Raw genomic sequence first — 23,588 nt, 5'->3', positions numbered from 1 at the left:
TCGATACTCGTACCAATCTCGGGGACGACGGGCGCCACCGGGCACCTTCGCAGCCTACGATCGCCGGGTGACGAGTGCGTCGACAGCACAGAGTGCGAGCGCGGACCGGACCGACCCGGAGGCACCCCCTCCCGAGGCCGGAGGGGGCGGCGTGCCGGCGATCGTCAGGCGACGACTCGCCACCGTCGAGTCCCGGCTCGACGTGAACTCGTGGATCGCCACCGCCGTCGTGGTGACGATCGCCGCCGTCCTGCGGCTGCTCGGGCTCAGCAGCCCCAAGGGCAAGATCTTCGACGAGATCTACTACGCCCGTGACGGCTACGGCCTGATCGACAAGGGCGTCGAGTGGAACTACAAGGACAACGGCCCGTCGTACGTGGTCCACCCGCCGCTGGGCAAGTGGCTGATCGGGCTCGGCGAGTGGGCCTTCGGCTACCAGGACGCGGAGACCAACATCTCCGTGCCGGGCCACCTGATGACCACCGCCCCGGAGTTCGGCTGGCGGATCGCCTCGGCGGTGGCCGGCATCCTCACGGTGCTGATGATCACCCGCATCGCCCGCCGGTTGTTCCGTTCCACCACGCTCGGCTGCGCCGCCGGCCTGCTGCTCGCCCTGGACGGCTTCCACCTGGTGCTCTCCCGCACCGCGCTGCTCGACATCTTCCTGCCGCTGTTCATCCTGGCCGCCTTCGGCGCGCTGGTGCTCGACCGGGACGCCCGCCGACGGCGCTGGGCCCACGCGCTCGACGCCGGCCTCGACCCGACCGCAGCCGGCCGGGCCGGTCGCCCCGCCGGCGGCTGGCGGAACTGGCCCTGGTGGCGGCTGCTCGCCGGGGCGCTGCTCGGGTGCGCGTGCGCGGTGAAGTGGAGCGCGATCTGGTTCGTGCCGGCCTTCGGGCTGCTGGTCCTGCTCTGGGAGGTCGGCCTGCGCCGGTCGGTCGGGGTCCGCCGGCCGTGGCGCGACACGCTCCTGGACGAGCTGCCCTGGCTGGTGCTCGCCGGGGTGCTGGTGATCGGCACCTACCTGGCCACCTGGTCGGGGTGGCTGCTCTCCGACGAGGGTTACTACCGGATCGCGTCCCGGTACCCGAACGTGCCGGGGCTCAGCGACACCCCCGTCATCGGCGCGCTGACCAACCTGTTCCAGTACCACAAGGCGGCGTTCGAGTTCCACACCGGCCTGGAGACCGCGCACAAGTACCAGTCGTGGCCCTGGCAGTGGCTGCTGCTCGGCCGGCCGGTGGCGTTCCACTGGTCCGGCGACGGCGCGTGTGGCGCACCCACCTGCGCGTCGGAGATCCTGCTGCTGGGCACGCCGCTGCTCTGGTGGTCGTTCCTGCCGGCCCTGGCCGCCACGCTCTGGCTCGGCATCGCGCGCCGCGACTGGCGGGCCGGGGCGTTCCTGGTGGCCGTGGCCGCCGGCCTGCTGCCCTGGTTCTGGTACGCCCTCGACGGCCGGACGATGTTCTCCTTCTACGCCGCCCCGGCGCTGCCGTTCCTGGTGCTGAGCGTGGTGTACGTGCTCGGCGCGATCGCCACCCCCGCCGTCGGAGAGCGCGCCGCCCCGGCCGGTCGGGTCGGCACCGCACCGGACGATGCGGCGCGCGACGGCACGGGACCGGACGGCGGCACACCGGACACCGGCGAGCCCGCCGAGCCGAAGGCCACCGTGGTCGTCGCGGAGGCTGACGCGGCGGCGGCGGAACAGCTCGCCGACCGGCGACTGGTCGGCGGGGTCATCGTCGGCGCGTACGTGCTGCTGGTGGCGCTCTGTTTCGCCTACTTCTACCCGATCTTCGTGGGCAACATCCTGCCCTACGACGACTGGTCCGCCCGGATGTGGCTGGACGGCCGCTGGATCTGACCGCCCCCGCACCCGCCGCCCGCCCCACCGCCCTGCCGCCGCCCGGATCCCGAACCCCGGCGGCGGGAGCCGGTGGGGCGGACGTCGTTGAGGGCACCCCGCCCGTCGATGCTCCCCAGTGGAGGCGACGCGGGTTGCCGGCATGACCCGGGGCCGGGTGGAGGGAGCAGGAGCGACGCCGGCAGGGGCGCGTAGGGGGCCACGCTGACGGGGCGGAGGCGTGGGCGGTGGGGATCGACGACGCCGGGAGGTGTCCCATGCGTGTGCCGGGACAAAAGGGCGCGCCCCGATCGCCTGCCACGGGGGAAGCGGGCGATTGGGGCGCGCAAGGAGAGCTTAACCACGTTGTGCCACCGGCACAACGGGTCGACTTGGGTCAGATTTCCGACCGATGCATCGCGCGGCAAATGGTTTACATCTAGCATCTAACGGACGGTCATCGCCCCCTCCCGGGCGACGGGCCGGAGGGTCGAACGACCACCCGGCGTGCCGACCGGGCAATCCCGTGGTCGAGACTCCCGCCGCCACACCCCGGTGGGGCTCCACTGTGGATCTCACTACACTTCGCCCGGTGATCAACACGAGACGACGATCGACGGCCGTCCTGATCGGAGTGTTGGCGGCGACCACGCTGACCGGCCCCGCACCCGCCCACGCCGAAGGCGAGGAGCCCGCCGAGCCGCCCAAGGTCGAGCTGGTGCTCGACGTGAGCGGCTCGATGCGGGCCAACGACATCGACGGACGCAGCCGGATCTCCGTCGCCCAGCAGGCGTTCAACGAGGTGGTCGACGCGCTGCCCGAGGAGACCCAGCTCGGCATCCGGGTGCTCGGCGCGACCTACCGGGGCAAGGACAAGAAACAGGGCTGCCTGGACACCCAGCAGATCGTGCCGGTCGGTCCGGTCGACCGGACGGCGGCCAAGGCGGCCGTGGCGACGCTGCGACCGACCGGCTTCACCCCGGTCGGGCTGGCCCTGCGGTCCGCCGCCAGGGACCTCGGCACCGGTACGACCGCCCGCCGGATCGTGCTGATCACCGACGGCGAGGACACCTGCGCCCCGCCCGACCCGTGCGAGGTGGCCCGGGAACTGGCCGCACAGGGCACCAAGCTGGTGGTCGACACGCTCGGCCTGGCCCCGGACGAGAAGGTCCGCCGGCAACTGCTCTGCATCGCCACCGCCACCGGCGGCACCTACACGGCGGCACAGAGCGCCGACGAGCTGACCGGCCGGATCAAGCAGCTCGTCGAACGGGCGAAGGACACCTACACCGCCGCCCCGACCGTCGTCACCGGGCGGGGCGAGTGCGCGGACGCGCCACTGCTCGCCCCCGGCGTCTACGCCGACCGGGAGGCGTTCTCCGAGCACCGGTGGTACCGGGTGCCCGTCCGGCCGGGCCAGGAGTTGCGCGCGTCGGTCAGCGTGGCGCTCGACCGCCCGGTGAACCCCGACCACGCCGTGCTGCTGCGGGCCACCGCCACCGACGGGCGGGAACTGGTCCGGGGCGTCGACGCCGGCAGTGGCCGTACCGACGTGGTGTCGGCGGGGCTGCGCTGGTCGCAGACGGAGGACGGGGCGTCGCCGAGCCCGTCGGCGACCGACACGCCGGTGCCGGCCACCACCGTCTGCCTGGTGGTCAGCAACGCGTTCGCGCCGCGTCCGGGAACCCGGGCCGAACCCGGCATGCCGGTCGAGCTGACCATCGACGTGGTCGCCTCGTCACCCGCACCGGCCGCGCCGGACCTGGGGCGCGGCTGGGTGCTGCTGCTCCTGCTCACCCTGGCCGGCCTGGTCACCGGCCTGGTCGTCGGACTGCTCACCCGCTGGTGGGTGGCGACGTGGAGGACGAACTGATGCGTACCCCGATCATCCGGGGCGGCGCGGCGCTGGCCGCCGCCGGCCTGACCCTGCTCGCCGCCCCGGCCCCGGCCACGGCCGCGCCCACCCCCTCCCCCGGGGCCACCCCGGTCACCCGGGCCGGGACGTCGTTCCTGACCGCCACCGGCATCACGGCCGGCCAACCGGTCCGGGTCGACGCCTCCACCGGCGACTTCCTGTACTGGTCGTTCCCCGCCTCGGCCGGGCAACGGCATGAGATCGCCGCGACGGTGTCGCTGCCCAAGGCCCGCACCGGCGCGTCCACCTGGACGGTGGAGGTGTTCGACGGGCTGCGCCGCCGGCAGGCGTGCACGGCCGGGGCGCAGACCCCGACGGTGGCCGCCTCGGCGGGCAGCGTGGCGCTGGGCTGCACGCTGCGGCAGGTGCGCTCGTGGGCGGAACCGTGGTCGGCCGACCCGCTGCCGGGCACCTACTACGTCCGGCTGTCGGTGACCGACCTGCCCGAGGCCGACCTGGGACAGCCGGTCGACGTCGAACTGCTGCTCTCGGCGCAGGGCGGGGGTTCCCGCGACGACGGCGAGCTGAAGGCGCCGCTGGTGCCGAACACCCGGGCCGGTGCGGTGCTGACCGGCGATCCGGCGGCGGCCCCCGCCGAGGCCGACGACGACTGGTTCGACGGCGACTGGCTGCCCGCGCTCGGCTCACGCTGGGCGTGGAGCACCGTCGGTGGCGCGCTCGCCGCCGTCGCCGGGGTGGTCGGTTTCGCGCTGACCCGCCGGCCCCGCCGCCCCTGACCCACCCGGTGCCCGGTCCCGTCGGGCGTGGCCGTCGCCGCGCCGGAGGGGACCGGGCCGCCACGGGACCCTGCCGTGTCGCCCGGTTGCGGTACGTTCACCAGCCATGGCCGTTGGTCCGCGCACCGGGCGGACCGGGCGTGGTCGTACCGGAAAGGGGTGGGTTGATGCGTGACCTGCTGCCGGCGGCCGTCTCGGTGGCGGTCGCCGGGACCGCCGACTGGGTCGGTGAGCTGCTCCCGGAGGAACGGGCCGGGCTGGGCGAGCGGGCGGTGGAGCGCCGACGGCGGGACTTCACCGCCGGTCGGGTCTGTGCCCGACGGGCGATGACCGCGCTCGGCCTGCCGGCCACGCCCGTCCCCACCGCGCCGAGCCGGGCACCGGTCTGGCCGGCCGGGTTGATCGGCACCATCACCCACACCCGGGACTACTGCGCCGCCGCGGTCGCCCGCAGCAGCGACCTGCGCGCGGTCGGCATGGACGCCGAACGGCAGCGCGACCTCGACCCGGGGGTACACCGGATGATCCTGCACCCCGAGGAGAAGGACCGGCTGGCCCGGCTCCCCGGCGGGGTGAGCTGGCCGATCGTGGTGTTCAGCGCCAAGGAGACCGTCTACAAGGTCTGGCATCCGGTGGTGGGCTCCTGGTTGGACTTCCTGGACGCCACCGTCGACCTGGACCCGGACTCGGGGGTCTTCACCGCCCGGATCTCCCCGGCCCGGGTGTCGGCGGCCACCGTGGCGGACCCGCCCACCGTGGTCACCGGCCGGTTCGCGGTCGAGGACGACCTGGTCCGTACGGCGGCCGTGCTGCACCTGCCCTGACCCGTTGCCGCCACCCCAGCTTCCCCGAGTGCCGACCGTCGAACGAGGAGTACGGTGAACCAGCCCCAGCCCCCCTACGGGCCCCAGGACCCGCACCAGCCGCCCCCCGGGCAGTACTACCCGGTCGACCCGACCGCTGCGCCACCCCCGGTCCCCGACCCGCCCTACTCCGACCCGTACGCCCCGCCGTCACCGTACGCGCCGCCGCCGGTGTCGGGGGCGCCGCAGCCGTCGTACGAGCCCGGGGGCACGCCGCCGGTCTCCGGTGCGGGCTATCCGCCGGTGTCGGGCGCGGGCTATCCGCCGGTGTCGGGCGGGGGTTACCCGCCGCCGCCCGGCGGGGGTTACCCGCCGCCGCCCGGCGGGGGCTATCCGCCGCCGCCGGGCGGGCCCGGCTATCCGTTGGGTCCGGCGAAGCCGGCCGGCTCGTCGGCCAGGAACGTCTGGATCGTCGTCGGCCTGGTGGTCGCCCTGGTGGTGCTGCTCTGCTGCGGCGGCATCATCGCCCTGATGGTCGTCGGGGGCAAGCAGTCCGACGACGCGGGCCGGGAGTACCGGCCCTCGGTGCCCACCCCCGGTGTCACGGCGGCGCCGGGGCTGCCCGGTGACCCACCGTCGGCGGCGCCGTCGTCCACCGACCAGGCGTTCAACCTCAGGGCCGGCCAGACGCTGGTGATCAGCGACGACGACGGCACCATCGAGATCACCCTGCGGAGCTTCAGCACCTCGACCAAGGGCTGCCGCTCGTTCGCGCCGCCGCCCAACAAGGGCATGTACCTGATCGCCGACGTCACCGCCACGGTGACCAAGGGCACCTCGTCGATCAACCCGTTCTACTTCCAGTGGGTGGCCGACGACGGGACCACGGTCAACGGCCTGGCCGGCGCGTTCTCCGGCTGCGGCGGCGACCTGCTCGACTCGGGCAGCGGCATCCCGGCCGGCAGCAAGCGTGCCGGCTCGGTGGTGTTCGACGTGGCTGACAAGAACGGCGTGGTCGAGTACCAGCACAAGTTCAAGGCGGCCGGTTCCTGGAAGCCCTGAGCACCGATCCGTCCGACGGGCCGGCCCCCTGCCAGGGGGTCGGCCCGTCGGCGTCGTGAGGGCCGGGATCGCTGCCGTGCCTTGAATCGGGTCCGGCACCGGCGGATGCTTGACGCATCGACCCACAGCGATCGATTTGGAGGTGGGGGATGCGTCGTCTCTCGCTCGTCGCCCTGACCCTGGCCGTCACCCTGCTGCCGGCGACCCCGGCCGCCGCGTACGCCGGCGTCGACCACCCGGCTGCCGCCGACCCCGGCGTCAGCGGCCCACCGGCCGCGGCGGGGCTGGCACAGGTACGCACCGTCGGCACCGCGTGGGGCCCGGACCCGACGACCGGGCGGCCGACGCTCACCGTCGACGACACCGTCGCACCGGAGCAGCTACACGCGCTGCGCGCCCTCGCCGCCCGGGAGGGCGCGGACGTGCGCCGCGAACCCGGCCGGCTGCGCCTGCTCATCGCCGGTGGACAGAGCATCTACGGTGGCGGTGCCAAGTGCTCACTGGGCGCGAACGTGCACAGCGGCAGCACGTACTACTTCCTCACCGCCGGCCACTGCACCGCCACCGCCACCACCTGGTACGCCGACAGCGGTCAGACGACCGCGCTGGGCACCCGGACCGGCAGCAGCTTCCCGGTCAACGACTACGGCCTGGTCCGCTACACCGGCAGGGTCAGCCACCCGAGCGCCGTCTACACCTATCCGGGGCTGCTCACCCTCAACGGCGTCGGCACCGCGTACGTCGGGCAGGCCGTCTGCCGCAGCGGTTCCACCACCGGCGTGCGGTGCGGCACCGTCACCGCCCTCAACCAGACGGTCAACTATGCCGAGGGCAGCGTGTCCGGGCTGATCCGCACCAACATCTGCGCCGAGCCGGGCGACAGCGGCGGCCCGCTCTACGTCGCCGCGACCGGGGTGATCATCGGCATCCTCTCCGGCGGCAGCGGCAACTGCACCAGCGGGGGCAGCACCTACTACCAGCCGGTCGCCGAGATCCTGGCCGCCTACGGCGTCACCCTCCCCTGAGCGGCCCCGTCGACCCGGGTTACATGATCAAGGGCGGGCCTCCCGCTCGGAGACCCGCCCTTGATCATGAACTTCCTGGTGGAGCTGTGGGGATTCGAACCCCAGACCCCCTCGATGCGAACGAGGTGCGCTACCAGACTGCGCCACAGCCCCTCCGCCGGTGGACCGGCTTCGGTCCCACCCGGCTTTCACCGGGCGGGCCGGCGCCAAGACTAACAGCCCACCCGCCTCCCGGGCGAATCACCCCTCCCGCCGCGCCCACCGACGATCCGCCCGCGCCCGTGGGCCCAGGTAGCGGCATCAGACCGCCCGGAAGCCACTGTTTCGGCCCAGGCGGGTCGACCACCGGGACGCCCGGCCAGGCGGGGCACCCGGGCGGGGTCAGCGGGGGTCGCGGCCGGACTGGTAGGGGCGGCCACGCAGGCCGCCGGAGCGGCGGTAGGACACCGAGCCGCCCCCGCTGGCCGCCGCCGGCAGATCGGTCGGCCGGTCCAGGCCCATCGCGGTACGGCGTACCGCCTCGCGTTGCGCGGCGAGACGGCGCTGCGCCTCCCGGCGGGCCGCCGCCCGACGGGCCTGCTCCCGGCGTACCTCGGCCTGCCGGGCGGCCAACCAGGCGGCCTCCCGGGCCCGGATCCGTCGCCGCCGACGCTCGGCCAGCGCCCGCCGCCGCAGGTGTACGACGTACACCGCGAGTAGCGTGGCGGTGACCGAGAAGCTGATCCAGAAGCCGGGGCTGACCACGACCACGCCGACCAGCTCGACGAAGTTGAGCAGCAGCAGCGCGGCGAGCACCCGACGCCGCCGGTAGACGGCCGGGGTGTGGTGCCGGGGCGGACGGCGGCGGGCCTGCCGGGCGGCGGGCGGCACGGCCCGCAGGCGACCCGACCGACGCGTGGCGGGCGGGGTGGCGCGGCGGGCCGGCGGCGCGGAGACGGGAACGCCGAGGTTCCCGGTGGCGGCGTCCTCGGCCAGGGTGACCACGAGCGCCCGGGGCTGGTTGACCGGCCGCCGGCCGGGGACAGTACGACGCCGCCGACGGCGCTGGAGCACCCGCGCCGTCGACTGCGCCCGCTCCGCCACCAGCCGCTCGGTGGCGTCGTACCGGCGGACCAGGGCCGGCGCGAGGGCGAGCAGACCGGCGGCGGCGAGGACGGCGAGGAGCACCGAGGTCGGCACCCTCACCCCTCCCGTCACCGAATTCGGGGCAACCGCCGGTCGACAGCAGGATCTTCCCCGAAATCTCGCCCTGGGCGCAGATCCTGCGGCCGGGCAGCGCTTGCCGCAGCTTGCAGTTACTTGAGGTTACGGGCCACCGACCGGGATGCCGACACGCCGCGCCGCATCCCACGCGTGGGACGGTTCACCCGGCGTCGTGACGCATCCGGTGCCAGCGGGCCAGCAGACCGCCCTCGGCGGCCACCTCCTCGCTGGTCATCGCATATCCGATGTGGTCACGCCAGGCCCCGTCGATGTGCATGTAGCGGACGTGGTACGCCTCCTCGCGGAAGCCCAGCTTCTCCACCACCCGCCGGGACGGCTTGTTCTCCGGCCGGATGTTCACCTCGACCCGGTGCAGTCCACCCGGGCCGAACGCGTGGTCGACGGCGAGCGCCATCGCGGTGGGGATCACCCCGCGCCCGGCCACCCGAGAGTCCACCCAGTAGCCGACGTACCCGGAGCAGAACGCCCGCCGGACGATGTTGCCCACGTTCAGGTGCCCCACCAACTGCTCCCGGCCGTCCTCACGCAGGCAGACCGCGAACGGCATCCCCTCGCCGGTACGCGCCGAGCGCCGCTGGTCGGCATGCACGTAACGGAACGCGGCAGGCGAATTCGTCTCGTCCCAACTGCCCGGCAGGTGCGACTCCCAGGGCGCCAACCAGGCCTGGTTCGCCCGGCGCACCGACGACCAGGCGCCGGCGTCGGAACGGCGGTACGGCCGCAACACCACCGGACCGTCCATCAGCACCACAGGCCATCCCGGTGCCCGCCCGAACCAGCTCACCGCGCCGACCTCCCGTCCGCCACCGGGGCGTCGGCACGCCCGGACCGGCTCACCGCCGCCGGTCCAGCAGCAGCACGTCCACGGTGGAACCGGCCGCCGCCGTGGTCACCCGCTCGCCGAGCACCATCAGGCCGTTCGCCTCGGCCAGCCCGGACAGGGTGTACGGCCCACCGCTGAGCGGCTGCACCGTGTAGCCCCCGCCGCGCCGCTCGGCCACGTGCGCGGGGCGGAACTCCCGCAGCCCGCCGGGCGACGAGATGGTCTCCAGCAGGTGCGCCCGGACGCTCGGCCGGAACACCGGCTCCGCGCCGGCCAGCAGCTGGATCGCCGGCCGGGCCAGCACCTCGAAACCGATCAACGCCGCACCGGGCTCACCGGGAAGACACACCACCGGCACCTCCTCGGCGCCGACGGTACCGAACCCGAGGGCAGTGCCGGGGTACAGCGCCACATCGGTGAAGGTCACCGGCCCGGCCCGGCCACCCTCCCGACGGGACAGGATCCGCCGGACCATGTCGCCGGGGCCGGTGCCGGTGCCGCCGGTGGTGATGATCAGATCGGCCCGCAGGGTCTGGTCCTCCAGCAGGCCGCGCAACCCCTCCGGGTCGTCGTCGCAGATCCCCACCCGGTACGCCAGCGCGCCCACCTCGGCGGCGGCGGCGGTCAACGCGTGCGAGTTGGCGTCCACCACCTGACCGGGCTGGCTGCCCCGGCCCACGTCGACCAGCTCGTCACCGGTGGCCACGATGACCACCCGGGGGCTGGGCCGGACCACCACGTGCCCGATGCCGGTGGCGGCGAACACGGCCACCAGCGCCGGGGCGACGTAGGTGCCGGCGCGGGCGAGGACGGTGCCGGCGGGCAGTTCCTCACCGGCGCGGCGGACGCCGTACCCCCGCTTGGGGGTACGGAAGATCTCCACCGCGGCCATGCCCTGGTCGGTCCACTCCACCGGCACCACCACGTCGGCGGCGATCGGCATGGGCGCACCGGCGGCCACCGAGAAGCACGAGCCGGGGGTGAGCCGGACCGGTCGCCAACTCGCCGCCCCCAGGTCACCGACCACGTTGAGGCGTACCGGACGGCCCGGCCCCTGGGTGGGGACCGGGCCGTACCCGACGAGGTCCTCCCAGCGCGCGGCGTACCCGTCCACCGCCGCCTGGTCGAAGGCGGGGAACGAGTGCGGGGCGACGACGTCGGACGCGAGGACGTTGCCGTACGCCTGGGTGAGGTCGAGGTCGAGCGGAGGCAGCGCGCGCAACCTGCGCAGCACGCTGCCCAGGTAGTCGGCGAGCGGCGTCAACTCGTTCGCGGCCGCCTCGGCGTCGGCCGTCGAGGTCATGTACCGGAGCCGCCCGCCGCGTCGCGTACCCCGTTGAGGACCGCCGCCGTGACCGTCTCGTCGCCGTTGTTGACGAACTCGGTCAGCCAGGCGCGGAACTCGGTGCCGAGGTCCTCCCGCTCGGCGGCGATCTGCACGACTGTCTGGAGGTAGCCCAGCGGCATGCCGGTGTCGTAGCGGGTGCCCCGGTAGACGATCGCGTGCACCGGCACCCCCTCGCTACGCAGCAGTTCCATCGCGTCGGTCAACTGGATCTCCCCGCCGCTGCCCGGTTCGGTACGCCGGATCGCGTCGAAGATCCGCCCCGGCAGCACGTACCGGCCGAGGACGGCCAGGTTGCTCGGGGCGTCCTCCGGTTGGGGCTTCTCCACCATGCCGGTGACCTTCACGACCTCGCCGATGTCGGTCAGCTCGGCCCCGGCCGGCTCGACCGAGGCGATGCCGTACCGCTTGGTCTCGGCCGGGTCGACCTCGAAGAAGGCCAGCACCACCCCGCCGGTACGGGCCTGGAGCTCCAACATGGCCGGCAGCAGCGGCTCGGACGGCTTGACGAACTCGTCGCCGAGGAGCACCGCGAAGGGCTGGTCGCCGACGTGCGACTCGGCGTACCCGACGGCGTGGCCGAGGCCGAGCTGCTCCGGCTGGCGGCAGGTGTAGATCTCGGCCAGCTCGCTGGGGCGCTTGACCGCGGCGAGCCGGTCCGCGTCGCCCTTGGCCTCCAGCCGGGCCTCCAGGTCGGGGCGACGGTCGAAGTGGTCCACCATCGACGTCTTGCCCCGCCCGGTGATCAGCAGCACGTCACCGATGCCGGCCTGGGCGGCCTCCTCGACGATGTACTGGAGCACCGGTCGGTCGATCACCGGCAGCAGCTCCTTGGGCACCGCCTTCGTGGCCGGCAGGAACCGGGTGGCCAGGCCGGCGGCCGGGATCACGGCCTTGACCGCGCGGGCGCGACCGGTCGCGGCGGTCGTTGAGGGGTTCGCTGAGTGCTCCGACATGCCGCGAGACTATCGGCCACGGCTCTGCCGCGGCGGGTGAGGACCGGAAGACGCGCCGCCCGGCTGCGTCACACCGGGAGCGCCGACGGCGTGCCGACCCGTCGACCCGTCGGCCGGCAGGTCGTCGACGGGACCCCGGTCGGGGGACGGCCGGTGGGCGGGCGGCCGGTCGACGGGGGGCGGCCCGGCGCGGGGCAGGCCGTCGTCCGGGCTGGTCGCGCCCGCCGGTACGGCGATCCCGGCGGCCGGACCGTCCCCGGGCGGGGCCGGGCGGGGCCGGGCGGTCGCCACCCGGTAGCCGTCGCGACCGGCACCCTTGGCCGCGTACAACGCCTCGTCGGCGGCGTCCAGCACCTCCACACCGGTGCTGGCGTGGTCGGGATAGACGGCGATGCCGATGGAGACCGACACCGCGATCGTCGTCGGCGCTCCCGCGTGGCCCGGCACCACGACCGGCGTGTCCCGCACCGCCGCGCCCAACCGCTCGGCCACGGTCGCCGCGCCCCGGGCGTCGGTCTCCGGCAGCAGCACCACGAACTCCTCGCCGCCCTGCCGGAAGGCGAGATCCACCTCGCGGATCTCGCCGCGCACCCGGCGGGCGAACTCGGCGAGCACCGCGTCCCCGGCGGCGTGCCCGTAACTGTCGTTGACGGTCTTGAAGCGGTCCAGGTCGAGGACGAGGATGCTGAGCATCCGACCGAACCGGCTGGCCCGCTCCACCTCCCGACGCAACGACTCACGCAGGTAGCGGTAGTTCCACAGCCCGGTCAACGGGTCGGTCAGCGACAGCCGCTGCGCCTCCTCGTGCACCCGGACGTTCTCCACCGCCACCGCCGCGTGCCCGGCGAAGGTCCGCAGGGTGGCCAGGTCGTCGTCGTCGAACTCGTCGCCGCCCAGCCGGTCGTAGAGGACCAGCACGCCGACCGCCGGCTCCCGACCGGTGGCGTCCCCGCCGGGTGCGGTGAACGGCACCGCCACGTACGTCTCGCACCACGGTTCGCCGGGCGGCGTCGCCCCGGGCGACACCCGGCCCCGCTGCGGTTCGCCGGTGGCGGCGACCGCACCGGCCACCCCCGCGCCGACCGGCACCCGCAGCTCCTCCGGTTCGGTGCCCGCCGGGCAGCGCCCGGCCAGCCCCTCGGCGCACTGCCCGACGAGCGTCGCCCCGTCGTCGCGCAGCAGCACCGCCCCGGCCCGCGCCCCGGTCGCCGCGATGGCGCTGTGCAGGATCACCCGCAGGATGCGTTGCAGGTCGTGGGTGCTGGCCAGGGTGTCCCCGAGCACCCCGAGATGCCCGCGCAACTGGTCCCGGCTGCTGGTCAGCGCGGTCACGTACCCCGCGGTCTCCCGGATCATCCGGTTGAACGCGGCGGCGAGCCGGCCGATCTCGTCCCGGCTGCGCACCGGCACCCGGGTGGTCAGGTCGCCCCGGGCCACCCGGTCCACCGCCCCGGCCAGCTCCACCAGCGGCCGGGTGGTGACCCGGGCCAGCCGCCACGCGGTCAGCACCGCCAGCACGGCGGCCAGCAGCACCGCCCCGACCAGCGCCGCCGGCAGACCCGACGGCCGCTCACCGGCGACCGAGAGCACCAGCGGCAGCGGCTGCCCGGGGGCCGGTCCGAGCCGCCTGACGTACCGGCCGTCGGGGGTCGCGGTGACCCGGTCGCCGTCGAGGGAGCCGGCGGCGGCGAGCACCGCGTCGCGTACCCGACGGGTCTCGGTGGTGTGGGTGATCCGGTCGGGGCCGTCGGCGTCGTCGAGCAGGGTGACCGCGACACCGGTCGCGGCGGCCAGCCGGGCCACGAACGCCGGGTCGACCACCTCGGCGGCGGCCACCGTGCCGAGCGGCGTGCCGGCCGGGTCGCGCAGGTCCACCCGGGCGCTCAGCGCCCGCACCGGCCCGCCGCTGCGGGCCGTTCCCGTGCAGTCCCGCCAGGGGGTCGCCGGTCCGCCCGGAGTGGCGTACGTGGTGCCGCCGGCCACGTCGGTGACCAGCACGGCGGCGGCCAGGCCCCGGCTGACCACCTGACCGGCCGCGCCCGCCCGGGTCGCCGGGTCGGGGCGCAGGGCCACCGCGTCGGCGGCGGCCCGCAACTGCTGGCAGAGCGCGTCGATCGAGGTACGCACGGCGGACGCGGCCAGGCCGAGGCGCTCGGTGGACCGGCTGCGGTCCACCGTCGACAGTGTGGTGCCGACGAAGACCGCGCCGAGCAGCACCGGACCGAGCACCACCGTGAGGAAGGCCGCCGTCAACCGCCCGCGTAGCGTCAACGCTGTCCCCCCGGAAGTTCCAGGCCCGTTCCTGCGATGCTGACACAGAGCAACCGCGTTGACAGCGTTGCGTCAGGAGTGTTGCGTGCCCGATTTTTCTGATGAAGCGGAAGCCGTCCACGCGGCGAAACGCGAGACGCGGGTCGCGCTGCTCGCCCGCCGTCGGGCGCTCACCGCCCCCCGGCGGGCCGCCGCCGCGGCGCGCGTCCAGGCGGAGCTGACCGCGCTGGTACGCCGGCTGCGGCCGGCCCGGATGACCGGGTACGTGCCGGTCGGCTCCGAGCCGGGCGGTCCCGACCTGCCCGACGTGCTGCGGGCCGCCCTGCCGGCCGGGGCGGAACTGCTGCTGCCGGTGCTGTGCGACGACCTCGACCTGGACTGGGCCGCGTACGCCGGGCCGGGCACCCTGGTCGCCGCCGGCCGGGGCATGCGCGAGCCGGACGGCCCCCGGCTCGGCCGGACGGCGATCGTCGGAGCCACCCTGGTGGTGGTGCCCGCGGTGGCGGTGGACCGGCACGGTCTGCGGTTGGGGCGGGGCGGCGGCTCCTACGACCGGGCCCTGGCCCGGGTGCCGGCGGCCACCCTGACCGTGGCGCTGCTGCACGACGGCGAACTGCTCCCGGCGCTGCCCGCCCAGCCGCACGACCGGGCGGTGGGCGCCGCGCTCACCCCGGCGGACGGGCTCCTCGCGCTTCCGGTGCCCGACTCCGTTGATCATTCGATGGGTTGACGCTGCGGGCCGGGGACGCCCGGTGGACGGAGGACGATCACGTCCGCTGGACGAACCCGGGTCCGATGACGCACCATTGGCACTCGAATACGTCGAGTGCCAACCGGCCGTACCAGATCCGGAGGAGAACGTGCCCACGTACCAGTACGCCTGCACCGCGTGCGGCCACCAGCTCGAGGCGGTGCAGTCGTTCTCCGACGAGCCGCTGACCGAGTGCCCCACGTGCGAGGGGCGGCTGCGCAAGGTCTTCAACTCGGTCGGGGTCGTGTTCAAGGGCTCCGGCTTCTACCGCACCGACTCCCGGGCCTCCGGCAGCGAGGGCAAGAGCGGCGGGGCGAAGCCGGCGAAGTCGGAGGGTTCCTCGTCCGGCGGAGACTCCTCGGGTTCCGGCTCGTCGTCCAACTCGGGTTCGTCGTCCGGCTCGGGCGGGTCCTCGTCGTCCGGCTCGGGTTCGGCATCCGGCTCGGGCGGGTCCCCGTCGTCCGGCTCGTCCAGCTCCACCAAGTCCCCCGCCACCAGCACCTCCTCCTGACCCCCGCCCCGCCTCCCGCACCCGCCCCCGCAAGCCCGCACCCCCGCCAGCCCGGGTTGATCAAGAGGTTTGCGTCAAGTGGATCTCGGCGGATGACGCAAACCTCTTGATCACCACCCCGGGGCGGGGGTGGGTCGAGCGGGGAGTGGGGGTGGTTGGGTGGGTGGGTGGGGTTTTCCACAGGGGGAGCCGTTGTCCACAGGTTGTGGACGACGGCTCGTGAGGGGTGTGGTTTCCGCCTAGCCTGCTGAGCCGGGAGGTCATCGGGGCATCCCGGTGGACGGGCGGAGGTGGGTCATGGCGGCCAGGGGCACGGGCGGCGACGGCTCGCTACGACCGTTCCGCCGGCCGCGTCGGCCGGGTGGGGCGACCCTGCTGCGCACGGTACTGGTCGCCGTCCTGCTGGGGCTGGCGGTGATCGTCCTGGACGCCGGCCGACCCGCCCCCACCACACCGGGCACCAGCGCGTCGGCCGCCGACGGGGTCGCCACCCCGCACGGGCAGGACGCCGGCCGGTCCGCTCCGGCCCGTGATCGAGCCGCCGACGGGGAGACTCCGGCCGCGCTGCCGCTGCCGAGCGGCTTCGTCGGAGTGCCCGTCCGCCTGGCCGAGCCGGCCGCCCTCGCGGTCCTGCGCCCCGGCGCGCGGGTCGACCTGCTCGTGCTCCCGGCGGGACGCAACGCCGGTGAGACGGTCCTGTTGGCAGCCGACGCGCTGGTGCTCGACGTGGTGGGTGGGAACGCGGTCGACGGCTCGTCCGCGCTCTACCTGGCGGTCCGACCCGACCAGGCCCAGCGCTCGGTCGGCCAGCCGGAGGGTAGCCGCTTCAGCGTCGTCATCCGGGGATGATCCACTCGTCGGGCGCGGTTCGGGGCGCGCAGCGGGGCCGATGTTGCGGCATCGCCCACCCCGGATACCGCAACATCGGCACCAATGAGTGGATCTTGCCGGCGATCGCGCCGGTCGGGCGGCCCCGGGGTCAACTCCAGTGCGGGGGACGCTCGGCGAGCAGCCAGTCGTCGTTGCCGCCCCGGCGCTCACCCCAACCGAAGTCGGTGTCGTCGGTGGTCTGCTCGGGCAGCACCACGAAGTCGTCGCTGAGGTCGACCGTACGGTCGTCGTCGCCGGGCACGCCATGCCCGGCCGGGTCCTCGGGGCTCACGATCGGCAACACTACCCCGCGCCGGCCCCACCCCGGCGCACCGCCGAAGGCCCTTCTCCGGCACCCACCCGGAGACCAGCGGGCGGGAGGCAGCCGACCGCACCGCCACCAGCGCCGGGGACACCGGTCGACGACCGCCGCGTCGGACCGGCCGACGGGCTCCTCACGTTGGTAGCGTCGGACGGCGTGACGACGCCCAGCGGTGCCAGCCCCGAGGACGAGTACTGGCGACGCCCGCCCACCCCCTCCCCCACCGGACCGCCGCCCCCGTCGGGCGAAGCGGGTACGGCGGAACAGACGGACCCCGCCCCGCCATCCGCTTCCTCCGCCCAGCCGCACCCGCCCGTCGCGGACCGGTCGAGTGAGGCCGGCACGACAGAGACAGAGTCCGTAGCCGGCTCGGAAGGCGCAGCCGCCCAACCCGGCCCGACGCCCGGCCAGCCCGCTCCGGGCGTGCCGTCCGATGCGGGACCCGGCCCGGGGCCGTCCGGACCGACGGCAGGCCCGGGGGCACCGGGAACGGATGAGCCCTCACCCAGGACAGGCGGGCCGGTACCGCAATCGGGCGGGCCGGTACCGCAATCGGGCGGGCCGCCACCGGGAACGGGCAGGGCGGCATCAGGCCCGGGAGGGACGGGCGCGGGACAGGCGGGGACGGCTGGTTACGCCGGGCCACCGCCGACCACGCCCCCGCCACCGGGCTGGCGTCCCCCCGTACACCTGGCGGCGACCCCGGCCCGCACCCTGCCGGCGCAGGACATGGAGGCGATGGACGCCGCGGAGCAGCAGGCGCAACGGATCACCTGGAGCGTCGGCGCGGTGGTCGGGGTCGTCCTGCTGGTGCTGCTCTGCCTGCTCTGCTCCCGGGCGCTGTTCTGACCGCCGCCCGACGGGGGTCACCGGTCAGAACGTGTTGCTCCACACCGAGGCGGCACCGCTGTCCCCGGTGAGATAGACGTAGACCAGGGCGAACACGGCCAGCACCACGGTGATCGCGGTCAGCACCCAGGTCGTCCAGGCGGGCAGGTCCGGGGTACGCACCCGGTTGCTGGTCACCGCCAGCAGCAGCAACGCCGCCACGGCCAGGCCGATGGTGAACCACTGCAGCGTCTCGCCGTACTCGGAGTGCTCGTGGATCTTGGCGAGCAGCTCGGGCGAGTAGCCCTTCGCCCGCAGCGCCGCCTCGAAGGCCTCCCCCGACTCGGTCGCCACCCAGGCGAGGACCGGGGTGACCACGGCCAGGATCGCCACCGCCCAGTCGAGGCGGGGCCGCCAGCGGGGCACCAACCCGTACGCGCTGGCGAGCAGCGCGAGCAGCGGCACGAAGACCACCACGGCGTGGACCACCAGGACGTGACCGGGCAGACCGTTGATCTCCTTGAACACCGACACCTCCGAGCGTGGAATGCGGGTTGCGGCAGACAGCGTACGTCGCGACCTGCCCCGTAGGCGTACACGCGGCGAAGGCCGCTCCGGTTCATCCCGCCCGGCGGTACCCCGGGCAGCGCCCCGACGGCCGGCGGTTCCCGGCCGGGCGTGGCACTGTTGACGGGTGGACACCGACGATCTCGGCCTCTTCGGTCCCGGTTCGGTCACCTGGAAGGTGCACGACGAGCCGATCCTGATCGTCGCCGGCCTGCGTTCCCTCTACCTCCAGGCCCTGCACCCCCGGGCGATGGCCGGGGTGGCCCAGAACAGCAACTACCGGTCGGACGCCTGGGGCCGGCTGGTACGCACCGGCACGTACGTCGACACGGTCGTCTACGGCACCACCGCCGAGGCCGAGCGGGCCGGCCGGCGGTTGCGGGCCCTGCACGGCCGGCTGCGCGCCACCGACCTGTTCACCGGGGAGCGGTTCCGGATCGACGAGCCGGACCTGCTGCGCTGGGTGCACGTCACCGAGGTCGAGTCGTTCGTCGGCACCGCCCGCCGGGCCGGTCTGTCGCTGACCGACGCCGAGGTGGACGGGTACTACGCCGAGCAGCGGCGGGCCGCCGCGCTGGTGGGGCTGGACCCGGCCGGGGTGCCCGGTAGCGCCGCCGAGGTGGCCGAGTACTACCGGGCGGTCCGGCCCGAGTTGCGGATGACGAAGGAGGCGGCGGAGACCGCGCTGTTCCTGACCGCCCCGCCGATCCCGTGGAAACTCAACCGACCGGCCCGCCTCGGGCTGAGCCTGGGGCCGCCACGCTGGGCGTACTTCGGGGTGGCCGGCACGGCGCTCGGGCTGCTGCCACCGTGGGCGTTGCGGCTCTACGGCGGCCTGGGGCTGCCCACCACCGCGCTGTCGGCCGACCTGAGCGTCCGGACGCTGCGGCTGGCCCTGACGGCGCTGCCCCGCAACTGGCGGGAGAGCCCGATCCAGCAGGCGGCGAAGGACCGTGCCGCCCGCCTCACCGTCGCCGCCTGACCGCCCCGGACGGGCCGCCCCGACGCGGGAGGCCGGTCAGTCGGCCTGCGGAGCGGCGGGACGGTCGATCGCCGACCACGGCTCCCGGCCGGGGGTCTGCGCGCCGACCGGGCAGGTACGGCGGTAGTCGCACCAGCCGCAGCGGGGCCCGGCCACGGTGGGGAACGCCTCGTCCGGGTCGGCCCCCTCGGTGACCGCCCGCTCGGCGGCCATGATGTCCCGCGCGGTGTCCTCGGCGCGGCTGAGCTGCCGGGCCAGCGACTCCTCGCTGTGGTCGTGCCCGGCGACGGTGCCGGTCGGCAGGTGGTGCAGCTCCACCCGGCGGCAGGGCCGGCGGAACGTCCGCTCGGCGGCGTACGCGTAGAGGGCGAGCGCCTGCGAGCCGCGTGCGTCGTCGGCGTCCAGCCCGGTACGGCCGGTCTTGTAGTCGACGATGACCAGTTCGGGGCCGTCCGGGCCGGGACGGGAGTCGATCCGGTCGGCCCGCCCGTTGAAGGCCAGCACTGCCGTCTTGACGGCGACCACCCGTTCCACGCCCAGCGGGTCGTCGCCGGGGTCGAGGGTCGCGACGTAGCCCTCCAGCCAGCCCAGCGCCCGCTGGTAGGCTGCGCGTTCCTGCTCGTCGTCGCGGTAGCCCTCGCGGACCCAGGTGCCCTTGAGCAGGGCGGGCAGCGCCTCGGGACGCCGCCGGTCGGCGGGCAGCGCATACCAGTTCTTCAGGGCGGTGTGCACGCTCGCGCCGAGCGAGTTGTGTGCCCACGGCGGGCCCTTGGGCGGGGCCGGTCGGTCGAGGTAAGCGTAGCGGTAGCGCCGGGGGCAGTCGGCGTACGCGCCGAGTTTGCTGGGTGTGCAGGTGAAGAGCCGTTCGGGCATGCCGGCGAAGCCGAGTTGCTCGGGCTGGCCGGAGCGGGGCCGGGGGGTGCCGGCGGAGGAGGCTCGTCGCACCCCCGTGATCCTGCCAGCCCGGTACGACAGCCCGACGGCGGCACGACGACGGGTCAGCCCATGTTCACGTACTGGGTGACGAAGGCGGCCACCGCGTCGGCGATGAGCTGCACGGCGATGGCGGCCAGCAGCAGGCCGGCGATCCGGGTCAGCACCTCGATGCCGCCCGGCCGGAGGATCTTGACGATCCCGCCGGAGAACCGCAGCACCACCCAGACCGCCAGCATCACCGCGACGATCGCGGCGGCGATCGCCGAGACCTGCCCGACGCCCTCGGACTGCTGCACGAACAGCATGGTCGCCACGATCGCGCCGGGCCCGGCCAGCAGCGGGGTGCCCAGCGGCACCAGGGCGATGTTGGAGGTGGCCTGCTGGCTGGGGTCGTCGGCCTTGCCGGTGAGCAGTTCCAGCGCCACCAGGATCAGCAGCAGGCCGCCGGCCGCCTGCAACGCCGGCAGGTCGACGTGCAGGTAGGCGAGGAGGGTCTGGCCCGCGACGGCGAAGACCACGATGACGCCGAGCGCCAACGCGACCGCCTGCCAGGCGGCCCGGTTACGGTCACGGGCCGGCAGCGGGCCGGTCAGGGCGAGGAAGATCGGCATCATGCCCGGCGGGTCGACGATGACCAGCAGGGTCACGAAGACCTCACCGAAGAGCTTGAGATCCACCGGACGAGGGTAGCGGTGCCGCTGGCAGGCGAAACGCGGATCAGCCGGAAGCGACGCCGGTCACTCCGGAGGACCCCGCGACGATCCGCTCGTACGCCTCCACGGCGGTGGTGTGCGCGCCCAGCCGGACGCTCTTGTGGCTACCGTGGAAGTCCGACGAGCCGGTGACCAGCAGGCCCAGGTCGGCGGCGAGCCCCCGGACGTGCGCCGCCTCGGCGGGGGTGTGGTCCTCGTGGTCGGCCTCCAGGCCGGCGAGCCCCGCGTCGGCCAGCTCGGCGAGCAGCGCGTCGGGGACGATCCGCCCCCGCCGGCTGGCCCGGGGGTGGGCGAACACCGGCACGCCGCCGGCCGCCCGGACCAGTTCCACGGCCCGGAACACGTCGATGTCCTCCTTGGGTAGCCGGTACCGCTGCCCCAGCCACTGCGGGCCGAACGCCTCGGTGGTGGTGGCGACCAGGCCGGCCCGGATCAGCGCGGCGGCGATGTGCGGGCGACCGACCGTGCCCCCGTCGGCGGCGGTCAGGATCTCCGGCCAGCTCACGTCGATCCCGTCGGCGCGCAGCAGCTCGACGATCCGTTCCCCGCGTGCCTCCCGGGCCTGGCGTACCCGGACCAGCTCGGCGACCAGCTCGGGGTGTTCCGGGTCGAACAGGTACGCCAGCAGGTGCAGCGGGAGCGCCGGTCGGGCGCCCTGCCAGCGGCAGGACAGTTCCGCGCCCCGGACGAGGCTGAGCCCGGCCGGCAACGCGTCGACCGCCGCCGCCCACCCGGCGGTGGTGTCGTGGTCGGTGATCGCCACGACGTCCAACCCGGCGTCGGCGGCGGCCCGGACCAGTTCGGCCGGGCCCAGCGTGCCGTCGCTGGCGGTGGAGTGGGCGTGCAGGTCGATCAGCGGGCGCGCGGGCATGATCCCGACGCTACCCGGGCAGGTCACCCCGGGTCGGTGCCGGTCACCAGCACCGGTCGGACGCCGTCGGCGACCCCGGCGACCGGGGTCGAGGTGGCCCGCTGGCCCGCCAGCGCCTCGGCGGGGCGCAGCCGGACCAGCGCGCCGTCCGGGTCGACGTACCCCGCCGTCCGGGCGTCCGTCCAGGTCACCACGCCGTCGATCATCGGGCCGGCGGTCCGCGACGGCGCGGCGGTGCCGGTCAGGTCGACCAGGACCGCGCCGTCCACCCCGGCGACCCGGCCGTTGACCAGCAGCCAGCGCCCGTCGGGAGAGACCGCACCCCGGCCGTCGTCGGCGGGCGTCGGTGCTCCCCGGGTGGTGGCCGGGGTGAGGTCGGGGTCGAGCACGGCCAGGCCGCTCCGGGCCCCGGCAGGCACCCGGGCGACCAACCGGCCGTCCGGCATGGTCCCGTAGACGTCGAGGACGTCCGGGGCGACGGGCCCGGGTGACCCGCCGGGCGTCGGCCGCCACCACCGGTGGCCGCCTGCGGAACCGGCGCGCAGCAGCACCCGGTCGCCGACGAACCGGACCGGCACCGCGTCGGCGGGTGGTCCGGTCACGAGGGCGATGAGTTGACCGGCGACGATCACGGCGGCGAAGAGCCGGCCGTCGTCACGCCAGGCCACCTGCCGGCCGTCGGGCGACAGGGCGATCTCGTCCGCCCCGGCGAGCAACGCCCGGGGCTCACCCCCGGCGGGCACCACCCAGAGGGTACGGCCGGCCGCGGTGACCGCCCCGGTCAGCAGCCAGCCGCCGTGGTCGGGCAGCCGTTGCGCGCGTTCGACCGGCCCGACGCCCAGCTCGTACCGTTGCCCGGCGGCGGTGACCAGGGTGCCGGCGACGACCAGGTCGACCGCGCCGTCGGCGGGTTGCTGCGGCGGGGCGGGCGCGACCGGCCCGGCGGACAGGCTGGCCACCCCGCGCGGGTCGCCGAGCACCACGGTCGGCGTGGTGGGGCGGTCCGCCTGCCCGCCGAGCTGGCTCATCCCCCCGGTGGCCAGGGCGGTCACCACGCCGGCCAGGGCGAGCCCGGTGACCGTACGCCGTCGTCGCGCCCGCCGGGCCCGCCCGAGCGCCACCCCGGCCGGGTCGGCGGGCAGCCGGTGCGGTACGGCGACCCGCTGGACGAGGGTCTCCCGCAGCGCCTGCTCCAGCGGGTCGTCGTGCGTCACGGCGAATGGACGCCCGGGGGCACCGGTCTGGTTGTCCGACCGGGGTGAGGAGGGTTTCATCGGCTCTCCGCAGCGACCGCGGTGGTCGGGTTCGGTCGGGTGCCCGCGCCGACCGGCTGGGCCGTCGGCGGGTCGTCGCCGGTCCCGGCGGGTGCCACTCCCGGTGGGGAGACGCCGACCCGGGTGGGCGGCACAGCGGCGAGGGCGGGTGGCGGGCCGGTGCGGTCGGGGGCGGGCAGCACCCCGGCATGCTCCGCAGCGGGCAACCTGGTCGCCTCCACCGGCGGGCCGGTGCGGGTGGCGCGCCGCTCCCCACCGACCGGGGTCCGGCCCGGCGCGGGTGCCCGGGTTGCGCCGGTGGCCCGGTCGGGCGTCGGCGTACGGGCGGCGAGGGAGGGCCGGGCGGTGGTGGTCGGGCGGGCCGTCGGGACGCCCGGGGTGGGGCGGCCGGTCGGGTCGGCGGCGAGGTCGTCCAGCCCTTCGGCGGCGAGCCGGCGGCGCAGGGTGTTCAGGGCGCGCGACGTCTGGCTCTTCACCGTGCCGGGGGAGATCTCCAGCAGGGCCGCCGTCTGGGCCTCGGACAGGTCCTCGTAGTAGCGCAGCACCAGCACCGCCCGCTGCCGGGCCGGCAGCATGCGCAGGTGTCGCCAGAGGGCGTCCCGGTCGAGCTGCTGCTCGATCTCGTCCACCCCGGCCCGCTCGGGCAGCACCTCGGTGGGGCGCTCACCGTGCCATCGACGCCGCCACCAACTGGTGGACGTGTTGACCATCACCCGTCGGGCGTACGGCTCGACCGCCTCGATCCCGCCCAACCGCCGCCAGGCCAGGTACGTCTTGGTCAGCGCGGTCTGGAGCAGGTCCTCGGCGGTGGCCCAGTCCCCGGCGAGCAGGTACGCGGTACGCAGCAGGGCGCCGGAGCGCGCCGCGACGAAGTCGCGGAACTCGTCCTCCAGCGGATCCCGGTCGGCCACCGCTCACCTCCGCACCCCGTCCTGTCTGGCAGGCTGTCACGCCGGACA

22 protein-coding genes, 1 tRNA gene and 1 pseudogene are annotated in these 23,588 nt (G+C 75.1%); 10 read left to right on the top strand and 14 right to left on the bottom strand.

Annotated elements, in window-relative coordinates; all coding sequences use genetic code 11:
* Positions 1 to 67: 67 nt before the first annotated feature.
* The 6 genes from ACN261_RS12630 to ACN261_RS12605 all read left to right on the top strand — a co-directional run bounded on the left by ACN261_RS12630 (position 68) and on the right by ACN261_RS12605 (position 7,385).
* Positions 68 to 1,864 carry a dolichyl-phosphate-mannose--protein mannosyltransferase gene (locus tag ACN261_RS12630; RefSeq protein WP_425850179.1) on the top strand — a complete coding sequence of 599 codons (1,797 nt, stop codon included), beginning with the start codon at positions 68 to 70 and terminating at the stop codon, positions 1,862 to 1,864.
* 571 nt (positions 1,865 to 2,435) lie between these two features.
* Positions 2,436 to 3,716 (top strand): VWA domain-containing protein, encoded by a 1,281-nt coding sequence (locus tag ACN261_RS12625; RefSeq protein ID WP_421485405.1) that lies wholly within the window; start codon positions 2,436 to 2,438, stop codon positions 3,714 to 3,716.
* Positions 3,716 to 4,495, top strand: coding sequence for a peptidase (locus ACN261_RS12620; RefSeq protein WP_421486989.1), 780 nt, complete (start codon positions 3,716 to 3,718; stop codon positions 4,493 to 4,495). Before ACN261_RS12625 ends, ACN261_RS12620 begins: the two co-directional genes overlap by 1 nt.
* Before the next feature lie 167 nt (positions 4,496 to 4,662).
* Complete coding sequence (locus tag ACN261_RS12615; protein ID WP_421485404.1) at positions 4,663 to 5,319, top strand: 4'-phosphopantetheinyl transferase family protein; 657 nt, start codon at positions 4,663 to 4,665, stop codon at positions 5,317 to 5,319.
* 54 nt (positions 5,320 to 5,373) lie between these two features.
* Positions 5,374 to 6,360 carry a hypothetical protein gene (locus tag ACN261_RS12610; RefSeq protein WP_425850175.1) on the top strand — a complete coding sequence of 329 codons (987 nt, stop codon included), beginning with the start codon at positions 5,374 to 5,376 and terminating at the stop codon, positions 6,358 to 6,360.
* 149 nt (positions 6,361 to 6,509) lie between these two features.
* Positions 6,510 to 7,385 (top strand): S1 family peptidase, encoded by an 876-nt coding sequence (locus ACN261_RS12605; RefSeq protein WP_425850173.1) that lies wholly within the window; start codon positions 6,510 to 6,512, stop codon positions 7,383 to 7,385.
* Between the two features lie 76 nt (positions 7,386 to 7,461).
* Here the strand turns inward: ACN261_RS12605 and ACN261_RS12600 are convergent.
* From ACN261_RS12600 to ACN261_RS12575, 6 genes are all read right to left on the bottom strand, one after another.
* Positions 7,462 to 7,538 (bottom strand) — tRNA-Ala (locus tag ACN261_RS12600).
* Between the two features lie 228 nt (positions 7,539 to 7,766).
* Entirely contained in the window at positions 7,767 to 8,570 is an 804-nt protein-coding gene (locus ACN261_RS12595) for a hypothetical protein (RefSeq protein WP_425850171.1), read from the bottom strand.
* Between the two features lie 178 nt (positions 8,571 to 8,748).
* On the bottom strand, positions 8,749 to 9,351 hold the full coding sequence (locus ACN261_RS12590) for a GNAT family N-acetyltransferase (RefSeq protein WP_421486988.1): 603 nt from the start codon (positions 9,349 to 9,351) through the stop codon (positions 8,749 to 8,751).
* Between the two features lie 91 nt (positions 9,352 to 9,442).
* Complete coding sequence (glp, locus tag ACN261_RS12585) at positions 9,443 to 10,735, bottom strand: molybdopterin molybdotransferase MoeA (protein WP_204927381.1); 1,293 nt, start codon at positions 10,733 to 10,735, stop codon at positions 9,443 to 9,445.
* Positions 10,732 to 11,733 (bottom strand): UTP--glucose-1-phosphate uridylyltransferase, encoded by a 1,002-nt coding sequence (locus tag ACN261_RS12580; RefSeq protein ID WP_421485398.1) that lies wholly within the window; start codon positions 11,731 to 11,733, stop codon positions 10,732 to 10,734. Before ACN261_RS12580 ends, glp begins: the two co-directional genes overlap by 4 nt.
* A gap of 9 nt (positions 11,734 to 11,742) precedes the next feature.
* The gene (locus ACN261_RS12575; protein WP_421485396.1) at positions 11,743 to 14,004 is read right to left on the bottom strand and encodes a diguanylate cyclase; all 2,262 of its coding nucleotides are present in this window, start codon (positions 14,002 to 14,004) and stop codon (positions 11,743 to 11,745) included.
* An 85-nt stretch (positions 14,005 to 14,089) separates the two neighbouring features.
* Between ACN261_RS12575 and ACN261_RS12570 the strand changes: the two genes are divergently transcribed.
* Both ACN261_RS12570 and ACN261_RS12565 read left to right on the top strand, forming a co-directional pair.
* Positions 14,090 to 14,734: a 5-formyltetrahydrofolate cyclo-ligase gene (locus ACN261_RS12570; protein ID WP_425850167.1), complete on the top strand. Its 645-nt coding sequence runs from the start codon at positions 14,090 to 14,092 to the stop codon at positions 14,732 to 14,734.
* 22 nt (positions 14,735 to 14,756) lie between these two features.
* Positions 14,757 to 14,957, top strand: a pseudogene (locus ACN261_RS12565) (FmdB family zinc ribbon protein); the annotation flags it as partial.
* A gap of 62 nt (positions 14,958 to 15,019) precedes the next feature.
* Here the strand turns inward: ACN261_RS12565 and ACN261_RS12560 are convergent.
* On the bottom strand, positions 15,020 to 15,250 hold the full coding sequence (locus ACN261_RS12560) for a hypothetical protein (protein WP_425853675.1): 231 nt from the start codon (positions 15,248 to 15,250) through the stop codon (positions 15,020 to 15,022).
* Positions 15,251 to 15,563: 313 nt separating this feature from the next.
* On the opposite strand from ACN261_RS12560, the gene ACN261_RS12555 reads away from it, so the two are divergent.
* Positions 15,564 to 16,115 carry a flagellar biosynthesis protein FlgA gene (locus tag ACN261_RS12555; protein WP_421485392.1) on the top strand — a complete coding sequence of 184 codons (552 nt, stop codon included), beginning with the start codon at positions 15,564 to 15,566 and terminating at the stop codon, positions 16,113 to 16,115.
* Positions 16,116 to 16,245: 130 nt separating this feature from the next.
* Here ACN261_RS12555 and ACN261_RS12550 read toward each other — a convergent pair whose 3' ends face one another.
* The gene (locus ACN261_RS12550; RefSeq protein ID WP_309236914.1) at positions 16,246 to 16,428 is read right to left on the bottom strand and encodes a hypothetical protein; all 183 of its coding nucleotides are present in this window, start codon (positions 16,426 to 16,428) and stop codon (positions 16,246 to 16,248) included.
* A gap of 903 nt (positions 16,429 to 17,331) precedes the next feature.
* On the bottom strand, positions 17,332 to 17,814 hold the full coding sequence (locus ACN261_RS12545; protein ID WP_421485391.1) for a DUF2231 domain-containing protein: 483 nt from the start codon (positions 17,812 to 17,814) through the stop codon (positions 17,332 to 17,334).
* A gap of 166 nt (positions 17,815 to 17,980) precedes the next feature.
* Between ACN261_RS12545 and ACN261_RS12540 the strand changes: the two genes are divergently transcribed.
* On the top strand, positions 17,981 to 18,835 hold the full coding sequence (locus ACN261_RS12540) for an oxygenase MpaB family protein (protein WP_425850165.1): 855 nt from the start codon (positions 17,981 to 17,983) through the stop codon (positions 18,833 to 18,835).
* Positions 18,836 to 18,871: 36 nt separating this feature from the next.
* Here ACN261_RS12540 and ACN261_RS12535 read toward each other — a convergent pair whose 3' ends face one another.
* The 5 genes from ACN261_RS12535 to ACN261_RS12515 all read right to left on the bottom strand — a co-directional run bounded on the left by ACN261_RS12535 (position 18,872) and on the right by ACN261_RS12515 (position 23,540).
* Complete coding sequence (locus ACN261_RS12535) at positions 18,872 to 19,708, bottom strand: RecB family exonuclease (protein WP_421486987.1); 837 nt, start codon at positions 19,706 to 19,708, stop codon at positions 18,872 to 18,874.
* Positions 19,709 to 19,833: 125 nt separating this feature from the next.
* Positions 19,834 to 20,448 carry a MarC family protein gene (locus ACN261_RS12530; protein WP_421485387.1) on the bottom strand — a complete coding sequence of 205 codons (615 nt, stop codon included), beginning with the start codon at positions 20,446 to 20,448 and terminating at the stop codon, positions 19,834 to 19,836.
* A 40-nt stretch (positions 20,449 to 20,488) separates the two neighbouring features.
* On the bottom strand, positions 20,489 to 21,355 hold the full coding sequence (locus ACN261_RS12525; RefSeq protein WP_421485385.1) for a PHP domain-containing protein: 867 nt from the start codon (positions 21,353 to 21,355) through the stop codon (positions 20,489 to 20,491).
* Positions 21,356 to 21,378: 23 nt separating this feature from the next.
* Positions 21,379 to 22,569, bottom strand: a complete 1,191-nt coding sequence (locus ACN261_RS12520) for a hypothetical protein (RefSeq protein ID WP_425850163.1) — start codon at positions 22,567 to 22,569, stop codon at positions 21,379 to 21,381.
* Between the two features lie 56 nt (positions 22,570 to 22,625).
* The gene (locus ACN261_RS12515) at positions 22,626 to 23,540 is read right to left on the bottom strand and encodes a SigE family RNA polymerase sigma factor (protein WP_425850161.1); all 915 of its coding nucleotides are present in this window, start codon (positions 23,538 to 23,540) and stop codon (positions 22,626 to 22,628) included.
* Positions 23,541 to 23,588: the final 48 nt, after the last annotated feature.

The organism is Micromonospora sp. WMMD723 (genome assembly GCF_049863385.1).
Taxonomy (GTDB): domain Bacteria; phylum Actinomycetota; class Actinomycetes; order Mycobacteriales; family Micromonosporaceae; genus Micromonospora; species Micromonospora wenchangensis.
Note: the sequence above shows the minus strand (reverse complement) of the source record. Positions and strands in the feature narration are given on the sequence as shown.

Coding starts and splice junctions, on each gene's coding strand:
- ACN261_RS12555 (WP_421485392.1), top strand. CDS start 15,564: ATGGCGGCCAGGGGCACGGGCGGCGACGGCTCGCTACGACCGTTCCGC.
- ACN261_RS12525 (WP_421485385.1), bottom strand. CDS start 21,355: ATGCCCGCGCGCCCGCTGATCGACCTGCACGCCCACTCCACCGCCAGC.
- ACN261_RS12580 (WP_421485398.1), bottom strand. CDS start 11,733: ATGTCGGAGCACTCAGCGAACCCCTCAACGACCGCCGCGACCGGTCGC.
- ACN261_RS12590 (WP_421486988.1), bottom strand. CDS start 9,351: ATGGACGGTCCGGTGGTGTTGCGGCCGTACCGCCGTTCCGACGCCGGC.
- ACN261_RS12615 (WP_421485404.1), top strand. CDS start 4,663: ATGCGTGACCTGCTGCCGGCGGCCGTCTCGGTGGCGGTCGCCGGGACC.
- ACN261_RS12620 (WP_421486989.1), top strand. CDS start 3,716: ATGCGTACCCCGATCATCCGGGGCGGCGCGGCGCTGGCCGCCGCCGGC.
- glp (WP_204927381.1), bottom strand. CDS start 10,735: ATGACCTCGACGGCCGACGCCGAGGCGGCCGCGAACGAGTTGACGCCG.
- ACN261_RS12605 (WP_425850173.1), top strand. CDS start 6,510: ATGCGTCGTCTCTCGCTCGTCGCCCTGACCCTGGCCGTCACCCTGCTG.
- ACN261_RS12535 (WP_421486987.1), bottom strand. CDS start 19,708: ATGCCCGAACGGCTCTTCACCTGCACACCCAGCAAACTCGGCGCGTAC.